Annotated in this window: 17 protein-coding genes and 1 riboswitch; of the genes, 13 read left to right on the forward strand and 4 right to left on the reverse strand. The window is 46.5% G+C overall.

Going from position 1 to position 15,330, the window contains the following annotated elements; translation table 11 throughout:
- The first annotated feature begins 28 nt into the window (after positions 1 to 28).
- The 10 genes from GJB61_RS26335 to GJB61_RS26380 all read left to right on the forward strand — a co-directional run bounded on the left by GJB61_RS26335 (position 29) and on the right by GJB61_RS26380 (position 10,165).
- A complete protein-coding gene (locus GJB61_RS26335) occupies positions 29 to 808 on the forward strand; it encodes a Cof-type HAD-IIB family hydrolase (protein ID WP_154122079.1) in 780 nt (259 codons plus the stop codon).
- A gap of 97 nt (positions 809 to 905) precedes the next feature.
- Positions 906 to 1,388: a DUF456 domain-containing protein gene (locus GJB61_RS26340; RefSeq protein WP_420819773.1), complete on the forward strand. Its 483-nt coding sequence runs from the start codon at positions 906 to 908 to the stop codon at positions 1,386 to 1,388.
- Positions 1,389 to 1,414: 26 nt separating this feature from the next.
- Positions 1,415 to 3,043 carry a putative polysaccharide biosynthesis protein gene (locus GJB61_RS26345; protein WP_154122012.1) on the forward strand — a complete coding sequence of 543 codons (1,629 nt, stop codon included), beginning with the start codon at positions 1,415 to 1,417 and terminating at the stop codon, positions 3,041 to 3,043.
- 78 nt (positions 3,044 to 3,121) lie between these two features.
- Complete coding sequence (locus GJB61_RS26350) at positions 3,122 to 3,466, forward strand: thioredoxin family protein (RefSeq protein ID WP_154122013.1); 345 nt, start codon at positions 3,122 to 3,124, stop codon at positions 3,464 to 3,466.
- Positions 3,467 to 3,679: 213 nt separating this feature from the next.
- Entirely contained in the window at positions 3,680 to 4,609 is a 930-nt protein-coding gene (locus GJB61_RS26355; protein WP_154122014.1) for a COX15/CtaA family protein, read from the forward strand.
- Positions 4,610 to 4,685: 76 nt separating this feature from the next.
- Complete coding sequence (locus GJB61_RS26360) at positions 4,686 to 6,458, forward strand: UbiD family decarboxylase (RefSeq protein WP_154122015.1); 1,773 nt, start codon at positions 4,686 to 4,688, stop codon at positions 6,456 to 6,458.
- Between the two features lie 27 nt (positions 6,459 to 6,485).
- Positions 6,486 to 7,196, forward strand: coding sequence for a Cthe_2314 family HEPN domain-containing protein (locus GJB61_RS26365; protein ID WP_154122016.1), 711 nt, complete (start codon positions 6,486 to 6,488; stop codon positions 7,194 to 7,196).
- Positions 7,197 to 7,313: 117 nt separating this feature from the next.
- A riboswitch (SAM riboswitch) is annotated at positions 7,314 to 7,456 on the forward strand.
- A gap of 96 nt (positions 7,457 to 7,552) precedes the next feature.
- Positions 7,553 to 8,569 (forward strand): methionine ABC transporter ATP-binding protein, encoded by a 1,017-nt coding sequence (locus GJB61_RS26370; RefSeq protein WP_154122017.1) that lies wholly within the window; start codon positions 7,553 to 7,555, stop codon positions 8,567 to 8,569.
- Positions 8,569 to 9,237, forward strand: coding sequence for a methionine ABC transporter permease (locus GJB61_RS26375; RefSeq protein ID WP_154122018.1), 669 nt, complete (start codon positions 8,569 to 8,571; stop codon positions 9,235 to 9,237). The genes GJB61_RS26370 and GJB61_RS26375 overlap by 1 nt, the downstream gene beginning before the upstream one ends.
- A gap of 61 nt (positions 9,238 to 9,298) precedes the next feature.
- A complete protein-coding gene (locus GJB61_RS26380; RefSeq protein WP_154122019.1) occupies positions 9,299 to 10,165 on the forward strand; it encodes a MetQ/NlpA family ABC transporter substrate-binding protein in 867 nt (288 codons plus the stop codon).
- 165 nt (positions 10,166 to 10,330) lie between these two features.
- On the opposite strand, the gene GJB61_RS26385 is transcribed toward GJB61_RS26380, so the two are convergent.
- Positions 10,331 to 10,579: a NifU family protein gene (locus GJB61_RS26385; RefSeq protein WP_154122020.1), complete on the reverse strand. Its 249-nt coding sequence runs from the start codon at positions 10,577 to 10,579 to the stop codon at positions 10,331 to 10,333.
- 82 nt (positions 10,580 to 10,661) lie between these two features.
- On the opposite strand from GJB61_RS26385, the gene GJB61_RS26390 reads away from it, so the two are divergent.
- Positions 10,662 to 10,916, forward strand: coding sequence for a YuzB family protein (locus GJB61_RS26390; RefSeq protein WP_154122021.1), 255 nt, complete (start codon positions 10,662 to 10,664; stop codon positions 10,914 to 10,916).
- 10 nt (positions 10,917 to 10,926) lie between these two features.
- On the opposite strand, the gene GJB61_RS26395 is transcribed toward GJB61_RS26390, so the two are convergent.
- Positions 10,927 to 11,988: an NAD(P)/FAD-dependent oxidoreductase gene (locus GJB61_RS26395; protein WP_154122022.1), complete on the reverse strand. Its 1,062-nt coding sequence runs from the start codon at positions 11,986 to 11,988 to the stop codon at positions 10,927 to 10,929.
- 51 nt (positions 11,989 to 12,039) lie between these two features.
- Positions 12,040 to 13,146, reverse strand: coding sequence for an aminofutalosine synthase MqnE (gene mqnE / locus GJB61_RS26400; protein ID WP_154122023.1), 1,107 nt, complete (start codon positions 13,144 to 13,146; stop codon positions 12,040 to 12,042).
- Between the two features lie 281 nt (positions 13,147 to 13,427).
- Between mqnE and GJB61_RS26405 the strand changes: the two genes are divergently transcribed.
- Positions 13,428 to 13,787, forward strand: a complete 360-nt coding sequence (locus GJB61_RS26405) for a HesB/IscA family protein (RefSeq protein WP_154122024.1) — start codon at positions 13,428 to 13,430, stop codon at positions 13,785 to 13,787.
- 140 nt (positions 13,788 to 13,927) lie between these two features.
- Here the strand turns inward: GJB61_RS26405 and GJB61_RS26410 are convergent, their stop codons facing one another.
- Entirely contained in the window at positions 13,928 to 14,137 is a 210-nt protein-coding gene (locus tag GJB61_RS26410; protein ID WP_154122025.1) for a hypothetical protein, read from the reverse strand.
- A 344-nt stretch (positions 14,138 to 14,481) separates the two neighbouring features.
- Between GJB61_RS26410 and GJB61_RS26415 the strand changes: the two genes are divergently transcribed.
- Positions 14,482 to 15,144 (forward strand): YheC/YheD family protein, encoded by a 663-nt coding sequence (locus GJB61_RS26415; protein WP_154122026.1) that lies wholly within the window; start codon positions 14,482 to 14,484, stop codon positions 15,142 to 15,144.
- Positions 15,145 to 15,330 lie beyond the last annotated feature (186 nt).

Here is a 15,330-nt window from a genome sequence, read left to right on the forward strand (position 1 = left end):
AGAGCATACAAGAATGGAGGGGTGGCAAATGATTGCCAAATACCGCCTGCTTGCATTGGATATGGATGGAACATTACTGAATGATGAACAGCTGATTACCCCCGAAACGGAAAAATGGATCAAAAAGGCAGTAGAGGCAGGCGTTCATGTGTGTCTGTCTACAGGAAGGGCCTTTAGAAGTGCTTTACCTTATGCAGAGCAGCTTGGCTTGCAAACACCAATGGTTACCGTAAACGGCAGTGAAGTGTGGCGGGCGCCGCACGAGTTATACCGCCGTTCCCTGATGGACCCGGTGCTGGTAACTCAGATGTATGAGATTGCTCAGCAATATGGTATCTGGTTCTGGGCTTATTCTTTGGATGAGGTTCATAAAAGGGATAATTGGGATGGAAATGTGGAAGGCAGGGAATGGCTGAAGTTTGGTTATCAGACGGAGGACGACGACATTCGTCATAAGCTGCTACTGCAGCTTCAGGATATGGGGGGGTTGGAAATTACCAACTCCTCCCCTTATAATCTGGAGATTAATCCACTGGGTGTGAACAAAGCGGCTGGAATACGGGAAGTTTGCAAATTGCTAGGAATAGACATGTCGCAGGTCGTCGCTGTCGGAGATAGCCTAAATGATCTCTCAGTGATTCAGCAGGCGGGATTAGGCGTTGCCATGGGCAATGCTCAGAAGACCGTAAAGCAAGAGGCTGATGTTGTGGTGGCCTCCAACAATAAAGACGGAATTGCCGAAGTGATCCAAAAGTATATTTTGGCGGAAGCAAAGATAATCACTGCGGCTACTGTTGCAGTGAAATAGTAACTTAGCAATTACGGGTATGCAAAACTGGCTTATGTTCGTGGAGCCAGTTTTGCTGTGAAATGTGCTATCAAAACTTTAGGAGTTGAAGGAATTGATGATCCTGGGTTGGGTTCTGATTATCGCTTTATTTGCTGTAGGTCTGGTCGGAGCAGTATATCCGATATTACCGGGCGCATTGGCGATTTATCTGGCTTTTTTTGTATATGGTTGGTTCTTTTCCTTTCACTCCTTTGGGGCCGTATTCTGGATCATTCAGACACTCATTGTTGTAGCGCTCTTTGTATCTGATTATGTCGTAGGAGCATGGGGCATCAAGAAGTTCGGTGGCTCGCGTGCTTCCGTCATTGGCAGTACAATTGGCTTAATCTTCGGTCCGTTCGTCATTCCGGCGTTTGGTCTGATCCTCGGTCCGTTCATAGGCGCTTTTGTGGGCGAATTAATAGCGGGTTCTAATCCAGGTAAAGCTGCCAAGGTGAGTGTGGGCTCATTGCTGGGCTTGTTTAGCAGTACTGTGGTCAAAATCGTACTGCAAGTAGTGATGGTCGTCCTCTTCTTTATCTGGATCGGCCGGTATTAAATTTACAGTGAAGAAGGCGAAATAGCTTGTCCAAGAAAGAGTCTTTTGTAAAAGGTACGCTTATTCTGGCTGCCGCAGCTTTAGTAGCACGCGTACTCGGGCTTGCCCAGCGCGTTCCGCTGGATCATATCTTCGATGATATCGGAAGAGCCTCGTTCGGGGTCTCCAACAATATTTATTTGATGCTGCTAACTGTAGCGACAGCAGGCATACCCAGCACCCTCAGTAAAATGGTATCTGAGCGTTATGCCTTGGACCGTCCCGAAGAGGCAAGACAGGTGTATCATGCTGCGCTACTGTTTTCGGTAGCTGCTGGTATTTTCATGACCGCTCTACTGTACTTTGGGGCTCCATTCTACGCAACCCATATCGCAGATGTTCCTGAAGCGGCGATGGCAGTCAGAGCCATTGCACCTGCACTGCTGCTGTTTCCTGCCATTGCGATGATGCGCGGCTATTTTCAGGGTCGCAATAATATGATGGCTGGTGGTATATCGCAGATCGTGGAACAAGTTGCCCGCGTATTTACTGCCATTCTTATTGCTTTTATTTTGCTGCAGCAAGGCTACAGTAATACGACTCTTGCAGCTGGTGCATCCTTTGGTAGTGTATTAGGCAGTATTGCCGCGTTTGGTATAATGATTTATTTTGCAGTAAAACTGCGTCGGCAAGATAAGGAACAAGGGTTGAATTATGATTCTGCACAAAAAATGCCTATGTGGTCTATTTACAAAGATATTTTCACATTATCTATTCCGATCGTACTCTCATCTCTTACGATTCCTGTAGTGAATGTTATTGATACCTCGCTGGCAGTTCCGCTGTTAATCGACCAGATTGGGCGGGCTGATGCAACGGCAGCGCTTGGTATTCTAACCACGCGGGCTCAGAGTGTGGCGGGTATACCTCCTGTCCTGGCTATTGCGCTTGGCACTTCGCTGATTCCGATAATATCAGCTGCCTTTGCCCGTCGTGACGAGGTTCATCTCAAACGACAAATTACACTGGCCTTACGCATTTCTATTTTGACAGGAATGCCGATTGTAATTGCACTGTCTGTGGCTGCATACTCTGTCAATGGTCTCCTGTTTAGCGGATTGGGAGGCAGCGGAATCGTAGCCATGTTGACTATTGGAACTATATTTCAAATAACAATGATGACGACCAACTCGATCCTATTGGGTATGGGGAAGTCACGCATTTCCATGTATTATGTGCTAGCCGGTATTATTGTTAAACTTATAGCGAGTTTCTTCTTAAGTAAGGTGTTTGGTATTTACGGAATTATTGGAGCGACGGCTCTGTGCTTCGTAGTTATTACCTTGCTTAATCTACGTATGCTGAAATCGATCGTGCCTTTTGAGATCATGGGTAAACGCTGGGGTGGCTTCGCTGTTGCGGTATTAGCATCTGCCGGGATTGGTTATGGCCTTAACGAAGCTGGCATTATGATGACACATCTGATGCCTGCGCGCGTAGCGTTTCTCATCACTTGTCTTGTGGTGGGAGTGGCGGTCGTGGTTATCTATCTGGTGCTGCTTATTGTGTTGGGTGTACTTAGTAAACAAGAGGTTGCTAGTTATCCACGTGCGCTGCAAAAGCTGTTGAAACCCCTTATGAAGCTGCAGCCTGAACGTGTTCGGGCACGAGAATAAGTTGACTTCCGTTATACATTTTGCTTCACTTAAGAGGACAGGAAATAGACTGCTAAAGAAGAAGGGACTGGATAATGCATGGATAAGATTAGTTCTCCCGCTGAATTTCAGGTAGCTACTCAATCCCCCCGTCTAACGGTGGCGGTATTTAAAGCGGATTGGTGCTCTGATTGTAAATTTATGGATCCCTTTATGCCTGAGCTTGAGCAGAATTACACAGGCCGTCTTACCTTGGTTGAAGTTGATATTGACGCTGTTGGAGATGTCAGTCAGGAACAGAATATTCTAGGTATTCCCAGTTTTGTAGCCTATACAGACGGGCGGGAGCTTGTCAGATTCGTCAACAAGCTGCGTAAATCCCGTGAAGAGATTGAGAATTTCCTGAACACCGCGCTTGATGTTTACCAGAGCATTCACAAATAAATTGAATTACACCGCTTTCGCCCGTTAGAGCAAAAGCGGTGTTTTTTTTGAAATATAAGAATGTATATGCTTCACGCAATAATTTATCCTTATATTTCTCGAAGAAACGGGTACCGTCCATATAAAGGACGGCGAAGCCGTTTCATCTTGAACCACAGCTCGTGCCTGTTTCGGTTATAATAGGAACAAATCATGTTACAGCGGGTGATAACAATGACAATGAATCAGTTGAAATGGCTTAGCTACGCGACCTGTCTCATCATGTTCCTGGCTTTGCTGGGAGGAGCGATTGTAACCAAGACGGGCTCAGGATTAGAATGTGGAAATGAATGGCCACTTTGTCACGGAAAGCTGGTTCCGGCTTATACCTTAGGTTCAATGATTGAATACACACACCGCTTGTTCAGCGGGCTGGCAGGTTTATTGTCTCTTGCTTCGGCGGTAGCCTTTTGGCGTTATGCGCGTAAGCGGCGCGATTTACGGGTTTATTCCATCCTGACATTGTTATTTGTAGTAGTCCAGGCAGGTATGGGAGCGCTTGCAGTGGTCAAATCCCAATCAGCTGCTGTAATGGCGTTGCATATGGGGTTTTCTTTGATTGCTTTTGCGAGTGCGCTGATGCTGGCGCTTGGAACGAAAAGAATGCAGGACGCTGGAGAACACGATAATCGTGTCACCAGAGTGCCAGTAAGTCCTGTTTTCCGCAACTTAACGTGGATTACGGCGTTATATTCTTATATCGTTGTCTATATCGGGGCTTATGTAAGCCACACGAGTTCACAGGGCGGGTGCTTTGGTTGGCCTCTATGCAACGGAGAATGGGTACCGGAGCTTTCTGGTGGAGTGGGTATTGTATTTATGCACCGTATTGCTGCCATGCTGTTATTCGTTATGACTGCGGTGCTTGGACATTTGGCCTTTTGGAAACATAAAGATCATCCGGAACTGAGAACTTTAGGCGTCTGTGCTGTGCTGTTATGTCTGATGCAGGTACTTAGCGGTGCTGCTGTTGTCTATACCTTATATAACGAGCGATTGTATATTTTTGCGGCCTTGGCTCATATTTTGCTCATTGCCGGATTATTCGGAGTTCTATGTTATATGAGTGTCCGTGTATGGCAATTAGGTAGAAGTGAGAAGTAATCTTATTGATCAAGATATGCTGACAGGCCATTTTGGATAGGACATGGATAGAGTCGGTTGGAGGAGGAACAATAGTTTGGGATACGGTAATTTACGTCAATGGATAGAACAACTACGGAAGGATAAAGATCTTGCTGTGATCGACACACCAGTTGATCCTTATCTGGAGCTGGCAGAGATTCATCGGCGTGTGATCCAGGAAGAAGGACCTGCCCTATTGTTCACCAATGTAAAAGGGACCCCCTTTCCCGTTGTGACTAATTTATTCGGAACGGCTCGTAGAGTAGATCAAGCGTTCGGGTCCCGTCCAGAACAGTTGATAAAATCGATGATGGGCGCGGTAGAAACACTACTGCCGCCTACATTCAGTGGTGTCTGGAAAGAAAAAGGAATGCTGTTTGATCTGCTGAAGATTGGGATCAAACAGGTTCCACAGGGTGAAGCGCCTGTGCTGGGCATATGTCGGAGTGCAGACCCACTGAAGGAGCTGCCGCGAGTAACGAGTTGGCAGGAGGACGGCGGACCGTTCATTACGCTTCCGCTTGTATACTCGGAGAGTCCCTCCAATCCGAAGGATAATAATCTGGGTATGTACCGGATTCAAATTTATGATGACAGTACCACCGGTATTCATTGGCAAATACATAAGGGGGGCGGATTCCACCATCATGAAGCTGAATTGCGCGAAGAGCCGTTGCCGGTTTCTGTCTTTATCGGCGGTCCTCCAGCTTTGATTGCGTCAGCTATCGCCCCCGTACCTGAGCATATGTCTGAACTGCTGTTGGCCTCCATACTACTGGGCGGCAAGCTGCCGATGGTCAAGGACCCGATGGGTGGGCATCACATTCCCGCTGAGGTTGAATTTGCCATTCGCGGATTGGTTCCCCCGCATGAGCGGCGCATGGAAGGACCTTTCGGTGATCATTACGGCTATTATTCATTAAAGCATGATTTTCCTGTGATGCATGTGCAACGAATGTGGCATCGCAAGGATGCGATCTATCCAGCGACTATTGTTGGCAAGCCGCGCCAGGAGGATTATTATTTAGGTGATTTCTTGCAACGACTGCTCGCCCCCGCGTTTCCTTTGGTAATGCCATCCGTCCGCTCCTTGTGGGCCTACTCGGAATCAGGCTCGCATACGTTGGCCTCGGCAGTTGTGCGCGAAAGTTATTCACGCGAAGCGCTGGTATCGGCCTTCCGTATTCTTGGGGAAGGCCAGCTCTCGTTAACCAAATTCCTGTTATTAACCAATGAACCAGTCGATCTTACGGATTTCCCTAAATTATTGGAGAAGGTGCTGGAGCGGTTTAACCCTGCAGTCGATCTGTTTGTATTCAATCAGACCTCGCAGGATACACTTGATTATACAGGTCAGCAGATGAATCGCGGCAGCAAAGGCGTAATGATGGGAATCGGCAGTCCGATTCGGGATTTACCCCGCAGCTATGAAGAAGGGCTCCTTTCCGGTATCCAGGATGCAATTCCTTATTGCGGTGGTTGTTTAACTGTTTCTGGAGCATCCTATGTAGAGGACCCGGAACTGCCTTCGCGGCTTGTAGCTTCACTGCACGAGGCGGATACCGCTTGGCCCCTGGTCATTCTGGTGGACAATGCTGCAGAAACGGTTCGCACGCAGACCACCTTTCTCTGGAGCGTGTTCACTCGTTTCAATCCGGCTACAGACATTTATGCCGAATCTGAGGTGAAGAATCACCATATCGGCTATAAACTGCCAATTGTAATCGATGCCCGGATGAAGCCGGGATATCCAGACGAGCTGTTCGCGAGCGAGGATATCATAGAGCGGGTCGACCGTAATTGGAAACACTACTTCAGGGAAGTATAATCTCTATATAACTTTAGGAGGATGGCTATGCTGCGAATATTACTCGGGGAGCCGCCCCGCAAGAACAGTGGTGTGCTTGCTGAAGCTATGGACAACATGGCCAAAATCGCGGCACTGCTGCGTAAGGAAATGAGCACGCATGAGGATCGTGACCATGAGTTCCGCAAGCTCGAGGTTTGGACACGAGGGCTAATCTCTTCTTTGGATGAACTGGAGCAAAGCTGGTTCGCAGCGGCTTTTTATCGGAAATTAGTAATTGCCGGATATATGGACGATATGTCGACTATGGAGCAGGGCGAATATGCACGGTATGTTTATTTTTATAAAAATGGGTTTATACGTATATTCTCTCTGCTGGACAAGTTCGGGACGGTGCTGAATAGTTTGTATGATCTCAATACCTCCAAAGTTAAAGCGCACTTCTCCTATTTCACGGTCTTACGGCAATTTCATTCCCAGAAAGAGCACACAGTGCTTGCTGATCAGCTCGAGAATATTAAGAATGCCTATCGAGAACCACTGGAGAACCTGCGCAAGCGCCGGAATGCGGAAATTCACTATATGAATTCCGAAATGCAGGATGATCTATGGCAGCGGCACCAAGGATTGCATGACAAAATACATCTTGAGGATCTGGACAGCCATCTTGAGGATTTGCGGCAAGGGCTGGAGATGGTCTGTAAATCTTTAAGTGTGGCTTTCAGGTACAGCAATGAGCAATGGCATAAGAATCAGTAAAATCTAAGATCATGTCCAGTTACGTACAGCAAGTTCTCTTTGACAAAAATCCTTAAACTTACTATACTTATGGTTGCATTGTAACTTCACATTCCATGACATTAATTTCATATCTATATCTTATCGAGAGCGGCGGAGGGATAGGCCCGATGAAGCCCGGCAACCGATTTATATTCAGTCTGTTTAAGCGGCTCTATATAAATGTCATGGTGCTAATTCCTACAATAGCCGCTACTTTTGCGGTCATTGGCAGATGAGAAGGCATTGTCTATACACGCACAGGGCCTCTTGCGATCTGCATCCGATCGTACGAGGTCTTTTTCTGTGCAGCTACAAACTTTTAGGAGGGTAACAGATTGATAGAGATCAGAGGTCTAACAAAGGTATATGGAAAAGGTGATAAGGCTGCCACGGCACTTTCCGGACTGAACCTGTCGATCAAAAAAGGTGAAATATTCGGAGTGATAGGTCATTCTGGCGCAGGAAAAAGTACACTGATCCGCTGCATCAATCTGCTGGAGCGTCCAACGGAAGGAGAAATCTGGGTTGATGGCGTGGAATTAACCAAGCTTAACCGCGGACAGCTGCAGGAGCAGCGGCGTAAGATTGGGATGATCTTTCAACACTTTAATCTGCTGTCTTCAGCGACCGTTTATGATAATATTGCCTTCCCACTGCGGCTTACCGGATCTACAAGGCCAGATATTGATCTTAAGGTTAAGGATCTGCTAGCCTTGGTAGGGCTTGAAGAACACAGTGATAAATATCCTGCTCAATTATCGGGTGGGCAAAAGCAGCGGGTAGGTGTAGCCCGGGCGTTAGCCAGTGACCCGGATGTGCTGCTCTGCGATGAAGCCACCTCGGCGCTTGATCCACAGACGACAGATTCCATTTTGCGACTGCTGCTCGACATCAATAAAAGGTTCCATCTGACGATTGTGCTGATTACGCACGAAATGCATGTCATCCAGAGTATTTGTGATCGGGTAGCAGTAATTCATGGCGGTGGAATTGTTGAAGAGGGTGAAGTGACAGAGGTATTTCTGAAGCCGCAGCATGAGATTACACGTGATTTCATCCGGAGTGAAACGCAAAATGAAGGGCCGCTACGGGCAGCCATTGAGGCCAAGCAAGGGGAGTATTCTAAAGCAGTGAAGATTACATTCCTTGGGCAAAAAACATATGACTCTACCTTATCACAGGTAGCTCGTGAGACAGGGGTTAATTTTGCGATTCTGCAAGGAACCATCTCGACACTCAAAGATGTACCCTATGGTCAGCTGATTGTGCGATTCGAGGGACCCGCTGCAGCCATCGAGATAACGATTGCAGAATTAACGGCCCAAGGTCTTGATGTGGAGGTGATTTCTTAATGGGCAGCTTAAACTTTGCGGATCTGAATTGGCAAGAAATGCTGGAAGCCACGCTGGCAACAATAAAAATGTTAGCTTATTCCGGATTGTTCACAATTATTCTTGGTTTACCACTCGGAATTGTGTTATATTTATGGGGCAGATCAAATAGTATAGTTATCAGAGTAATTTACTCGGTATTATCTTTTGTAGTAAACATCCTCCGATCAGTACCATTTATCATTCTGATGGTAGCTTTGATTCCCTTTAGCAAGTCGATCGTAGGAACATCCATTGGTGTTCTGGGTACGATCCCAGCACTTGTGATTGGTGCTTCGCCTTTCTTAGCCCGTCTGGTAGAGACGGCACTGCGCGAAGTGGATCGTGGTGTCATTGAGGCAGCACAAGGTATGGGAGCATCGACAAGTCAGATCGTAACACGCGTGCTACTGCCGGAGGCTCGTCCAGGTCTGTTTGCAGCAGCGACAATTACACTAGTAACTTTAGTCTCCTATACAGCTATGTCGGGTATGGTGGGCGGCGGCGGACTGGGTGATCTAGCGATCCGTTATGGGTATTACCGCTATCAGAAGGAAGTTATGATTATCTCTGTAGCTCTGATGGTATTGTTAGTACAGTTATTACAAATGGCCGGTGATCGGCTCGTAAGACATTTTACCCGGAAATAAGGTACATCCATATAGAGCCTTATTCATACAACAATCATACTGAACTGAGGGGGATTTACAAATGAAGAAAGTATTACTAACCTTTTTTAGCCTGACACTGGTGTTGGTGCTGGCGGCTTGCGGCAATAATAATACAACCAATAACGCAGCTAACTCAGCTGCAACAAATGCTCCAGCAGCAGAGGCCACAACCGAACCGGCAGCAGAACCTGTAACGTTGGTAATTGGGGCTTCGCCTGTACCGCATGCAGAAATATTGAAGGCTATTGCTCCACTGCTTGAAGCACAGGGCATTAAACTCGAAATCAAAGAATTCACTGACTATATTCAACCCAACGTACAACTTGCCGAGAAACAGCTTGATGCTAACTTTTTCCAACACCAGCCTTACCTGGATCAACAGAATAAAGACAACGGTTCCGATCTAGTCTCCGTTACTGCAGTACACGTTGAACCCTTTGGTGCCTATTCCAAAAAAATCAAAGCCATCGCCGAACTTGCTGATGGTGCAAAGGTTGCCATTCCGAATGATGCCACTAATGGTGGACGCGCACTGATCCTGCTTGCCAAGAATGGGCTAATCACACTGAAAGATGATACGAACATTACCTCCACCAAAGCTGATATTACAGAGAACAAGAAAAACCTTGATATCATCGAGCTGGATGCAGCTATGCTGCCACGCCAACTGGATGAAGTTGACCTTGCTCTGATCAACACCAACTACGCACTTGAAGCGGGTCTTGTTCCAACTAAAGATGCTTTGTTCATTGAAGGAACAGATTCCCCTTATGCTAACATTCTGGTAGCACGTCCGGACAACAAAGATTCCGATGCGATCAAGAAGTTGGCGGCCGCGCTGAATTCTCCAGAAGCGAAAGCTTTCATTGAAGAGAAATACCAAGGTTCCATCATTCCTGCATTTTAAGGTGAAGGATCACTGCTAATTAATTCTCTTAAACACAAAACCCGCACAGCCTTATGGCTTGCGGGTTTTGTGTTGCGTATGTTGTAGGAGGAGGATAAATCCTCTATAATGAAAAAACCCCGGTTCCTCTGCAAGCAGAAGAACCGGGATAATTATAGAACGGGATTAGAATACTTGAATAACTTCTTCGACGCCTTCTACTTCTTCAAGAAGAGCGCGTTCGATCCCGGCTTTCAAGGTGATCGTGGAGCTAGGGCAGCTGCCGCAAGCACCCATGAGTTTCAGTTTAACGATGCCGTCTTCAACATCAATCAGTTCTACGTCGCCGCCATCGCGTTGCAGGAACGGACGAAGTTTATCGAGTACTTCCAGCACTTCATCATACATGGTAGGGCTTTGTACATTCTCACTCATTTCTCAATCACTCCTTTCGTATGTTTATTATAGTACAAATCCTTCAAAAATAAAATGGTTAGCACAGAAAAGGGAGAGCATCATGAGACCAATTATTGAATTTTGTGCCAGTAACCTCGGACATGGCACTGAACAGCTAATGAATAAACTCGAGCAGAACCTCGAATATGATGTTATGGAATACGGCTGCCTGAACAATTGTGGTCAATGTTACTTGTCTCCATTCGCTATGGTGAATGGAGAGATTATTGAGGCTGAATCCCCACTAGAACTGGAAGCAGCCATCGACGCCAAGATTAAAGAACTGGAAGCATGGGATAATCTGGAGATCGATTAAGGGCTTAGCCCTAACCGAAGTGTCGTTTGGACATCCAGAGCACACCGCTCTTCAAGAGACGTGGTACCCGTCCCATGACGGAACGCTGCCCCATAAGTCCAAAACCTGTATTCTTACCTAGGGAACCTAGGGTTCCCTTTAAGCGGATAGTTTGGAGCTTGGGTGTCTCATTCCGCCATAGGGCTTGTATAATATGCGCGACTTGCTCTCCCTGAGCTCCTGCCGCCTGAGCACTGGGTGCGAACGGCAGGCTGGCGCAATCCCCTATCACATATACCTCTGGGTAATCAGGCACATGATAGAATTCTCCCAGAATGATCCGTCCTCCGCGATCCTTCGGCAGATTCAAATCTTGAACAACCTTTACCGGCTGAATTCCCCCGGTCCAGACCGTTACGTCAGAAGGAATAGCCTGCATCCCATTATAGATGGCATCCTTCTCCACACGGGATACAGCGATACGCCCTACCGTCTCCACCTGATGTTCGCCGAACCATTCCTCTACAAATTGGGACAGCTTGGCCGGAAAAGTAGAAAGCACACGTTCTCCGCGATCCAGAATGGAGATGTTTAGATCAGGCCGGCTTTCGCGCAACTCTGCAGCTAACTCCACCCCGCTTAAACCGCCTCCTACGATATTAACAGTCCCATATGGCTTCACATCATTCAGACGACGGTAGGTTTCTCGGGTACCTGAGAAGGTCTGGATACCGCAGGTATGTTGCTCTGCTCCAGGAATGTTATGGTAATTATCCGTAGAGCCTAGAGCAATCGCTAGAATATCATAGGAAATCGGTTCACCGCTGTCCATAAATACAATTTTGTTCTCCAGTTCAATAGAGCCAACCTCACCATAACGTACACTTAAGCGGAGATGCACTGGAAATTGAATACGCAGATGATAATCGGTAACGGTACCGGCGGCAAGTGCATAATATTCCGTCTTTATTCCCTGATAAGGCATACGGTCAATCAAAATAATTTCCACATCATGGGGGAGATGGTTGTCGAGTAATTTTTGTATGAGGGCTAGGCCGCCATAACCGCCGCCCAGGACTAATAGTGTTCTCATGCTTCCCGATCTTCCTTTCAAATATGGACTTAACGGATTTCCTGACTTTTTTTATTCGTAAACCTTAATCTCATTGTAGAAGGTATCACGTTCAACGGGAATCCGTCCTGCACCTTTTACGAGCCAGATTAGCTCGTCCCGGGTCAGACCTTCCGGCGTCAATGCTCCTGCAGCGTGGCTAATGCGCTCTTTCAGAATCGTACCATGCACATCGGAGGCTCCGAAGCTGAGGGCAACCTGGGTCAGCTGTGCGCCAATATTAATGAAGTAAGCTTTAATATGATCGAAATTGTCCAGCATGAGTCGGCTGACGGCAATCGTCTTAAGATCCTCAAATGCGGAGTTGCGGCGCATAATCCCTGCATTCTTATTCTTCGGCTGCATCGACAAGGGAATGAATACCATGAAGCCATTCGTTTCGTCCTGCAGATCGCGAATTTGCAGCATATGTTTAATACGGTCTTCGCGCGATTCAATAGACCCATATAACATCGTTGTATGGGTCTTCATACCAAGCTTGTGCGCGGTCCGGTGAACCTCAAGATATTCTTCGACATTTGCTTTATCTACACGCATCTTTTTGCGATATTGGTCGGACAAAATTTCTGCGCCGCCGCCAGTAAGTGTCTTAAGCCCTGCTGCACGCAGCTGTTCCAGCACTTCGGTAATGCTCAGTCCGCTGATCCGGGTGAAAAAGTCAATTTCCGCCGCTGTATATGCCTTTAAAGTAACCTCTGGAAAACGTTCATTCAGTGCTTTTAAAGAATCAACATAGTACTGAAAGGGAACCTTATCATTATGTCCCCCGACGATGTGGAACTCGCGTACCCCGGGATGAATATGCTGTTCGACATATTTCACCATTTCCGGACCAGAAAGTGTATATGCGCCTTCTTCCCCGTCATCTTTGCGGAAATTGCAGAATGCGCAATAGGATTCGCAGACATTGGTGAAATATAGACTCATGTTTTCGATAAAATATACCTTATTCCCGTTCTTTCGCAGATTGACCTCGTTTGCTAGTTGGCCAACCGTAAGCAGGTCGTTGCTTTCATATAAATAAACGCCATCTTCCAAGTTTAATCTTTCACCGCCGCGAACCTTTTCAATAATGTTCGCCATGCGGGCATCCGTGTGTGGTGTAATAAGAGTAGACATATAATTTCCTCCTGAATATATTAAGTGACAAAATTCCGAATTTTTATTGCCTGTGCTTTTCCTATTATAAACCTCTCTCAGAGGGGGAGCAACCGCTTGAGATCAATACTGTATTCAGGAATAAATGACCAATAAGGGAGCAGGTATAACTTGAGGGAGAAGAGATAGTGGAGTATACTTAATTTTATCTATAGAAATAACTTTGATGCAAAATTAAACTAGTCCCCTGACTGCTAATGGAGAACAATAGATAGTCAACACACTTTTAGGAGGTTATGATCATGATTAATATCAGTGAAACAGCGGCAGGACAACTGAAGACGATGCTGGCTGAACAAGAAGTGCCGAACATGTTCCTCCGCCTTGGAGTAACGCCTGGTGGCTGCAGTGGGTTCTCGTATGCCATGGGCTTCGACGATAATGAAAGCGATCAGGACGTCTACATGGACGTTGAAGGCTTGAAGATTGTAGTGGAGAAAGAGAATATTCAATACCTTGATGGTCTTGAAATCGACTTCGAGGAATCCGGCATGACCGGCGGGTTCACCATAAATAATCCGAACGCTACCGCTACCTGCGGATGTGGTTCAAGCTTCAGAACGGCTACGGCTGCTGGAAAGCCAAATGAGGAGCCTTGTTAAACCATTGATACATTAGAATAGTCAATTATAAATTACCTCCCGAAGGTGTATGAACCTTATACACTGTTCGGGAGTTTTTTTATGTTGAGGCAATATAATCATTAGTTTCCCGTTACCTTGTAATTTGTAACCGCATACAGTTAAGCCGGAATAATAAACTTATAGTTAATCATGAACACGATCAAAGCTGCGGCTCCAAGGGAGAAGGCGATACAGCCTGTGCCCAGCACCTTGCGGCGGTCTTTAATGAATTTGAAGCCAAGGGCGCAGACAAGTATAGTGGTTCCCGCTAATACAACGGACATGCCCACCATGGCTACCCAATACAATACCTCGAAAAACTGTGCCAATGTGATCCCTCCCCGGTTGGATGTAATACGGAATGTAAGAGTAGCAGTGACAAAGGTAATATACAATGATTTTGATAATTTTTCTACAATAATGTGATAAATGCCTTTTTATCTATTCTCATAAAATGTCGAATTCCTCGGAAGAAGAATCAACAAATTCTGCTCCAGCTGGTTTACGATTCTGCAACTGCTGTCGATGGGTAAGATTCGTCGGATTTTGGCGCCGAGTGAAATGCCCTTTTTTGCTGTGAGCGCCTTCTTACACGGACAATCATACAAGAGGGCGGGACCTCTTCTGAGTAATCTATAAGGTAGGTTGCGAAAACGAAAGGAGAGGGAGGACGATGGCGGGAAGACAACTGGCCAGCAAGTGGCTGAAAACCGAAGCGCTGCTTAGCGATGCACGGGTTGCCGGTTACATTCCGAGAACGAGGGAATATAGTGCTGCAGGATTGCTGGCGATGCTAGGGAGATACGGGAACGTCGTGATTAAACCCATTGTAGGTGGTGGGGGTTATGGCGTCATTAAGGTATTCCGGAATCAGCGTGGTTATGGCTTCACGTATATGGACAGAACCCGTGTGTATGGTGATTTCGGGTCGATGAGGCGTGCTCTGGACAGTGTCAAAGTTAGACGTAAATATTTAATCCAGCAGGGTATTTCCTTAGCACGTATTGCAGGGCGTCCGATCGATTACCGCGTCAAAGTTGTTAAGAATGGAGAGGCTTGGGAGTATCGTTCCATGGTGGGAAGGCTTGCCCGGCCGGGTCTGTTTGTTACTAACTTATGTAAAGGAGGCACCATGCTCAGCTGCCGTAAGGGTCTTGGAAAATCATTGCCTCGGATTAAGGCGTCAGCTAAGCAAGCGGAGATGCGGCGTCTTACTCATGTATGCATTGAACTGATGGAACGGCATTTTCCGGGAATAGGGGAATTGGGCTTTGATTATGCAGTAGATCAATCAGGAAAGATATGGATTTTGGAAGTGAACACAAGACCTCAATAATTAAACAATTTTTAAGAATTGACGATAATAGAGTAGTAGGCTAAAATAGCGTTTAGTGCGCTCCATAATGGTAATAAATCCCTAAGAATATGACAAATTACAAAATTTTTTTGCTAAATATTAGGTGGTAATATCCTGTGTATAACTATTATCCCCAATTTCCACTGCGTGGTTATAGCCTGCGTA

It is taken from the genome of Paenibacillus monticola (assembly GCF_009664975.1).
Taxonomy (GTDB): domain Bacteria; phylum Bacillota; class Bacilli; order Paenibacillales; family Paenibacillaceae; genus Paenibacillus_AQ; species Paenibacillus_AQ monticola.

Bases quoted from the DNA above. Each gene is read 5' to 3' on its own strand.
- GJB61_RS26395 (WP_154122022.1), bottom strand. From the start codon at position 11,988: ATGAGAACACTATTAGTCCTGGGCGGCGGTTATGGCGGCCTAGCCCTC.
- GJB61_RS26335 (WP_154122079.1), top strand. From the start codon at position 29: ATGATTGCCAAATACCGCCTGCTTGCATTGGATATGGATGGAACATTA.
- GJB61_RS26385 (WP_154122020.1), bottom strand. From the start codon at position 10,579: ATGAGTGAGAATGTACAAAGCCCTACCATGTATGATGAAGTGCTGGAA.
- GJB61_RS26405 (WP_154122024.1), top strand. From the start codon at position 13,428: ATGATTAATATCAGTGAAACAGCGGCAGGACAACTGAAGACGATGCTG.
- mqnE (WP_154122023.1), bottom strand. From the start codon at position 13,146: ATGTCTACTCTTATTACACCACACACGGATGCCCGCATGGCGAACATT.
- GJB61_RS26355 (WP_154122014.1), top strand. From the start codon at position 3,680: ATGACAATGAATCAGTTGAAATGGCTTAGCTACGCGACCTGTCTCATC.
- GJB61_RS26415 (WP_154122026.1), top strand. From the start codon at position 14,482: ATGGCGGGAAGACAACTGGCCAGCAAGTGGCTGAAAACCGAAGCGCTG.
- GJB61_RS26390 (WP_154122021.1), top strand. From the start codon at position 10,662: ATGAGACCAATTATTGAATTTTGTGCCAGTAACCTCGGACATGGCACT.
- GJB61_RS26375 (WP_154122018.1), top strand. From the start codon at position 8,569: ATGGGCAGCTTAAACTTTGCGGATCTGAATTGGCAAGAAATGCTGGAA.
- GJB61_RS26340 (WP_420819773.1), top strand. From the start codon at position 906: ATGATCCTGGGTTGGGTTCTGATTATCGCTTTATTTGCTGTAGGTCTG.
- GJB61_RS26380 (WP_154122019.1), top strand. From the start codon at position 9,299: ATGAAGAAAGTATTACTAACCTTTTTTAGCCTGACACTGGTGTTGGTG.
- GJB61_RS26365 (WP_154122016.1), top strand. From the start codon at position 6,486: ATGCTGCGAATATTACTCGGGGAGCCGCCCCGCAAGAACAGTGGTGTG.
- GJB61_RS26350 (WP_154122013.1), top strand. From the start codon at position 3,122: ATGGATAAGATTAGTTCTCCCGCTGAATTTCAGGTAGCTACTCAATCC.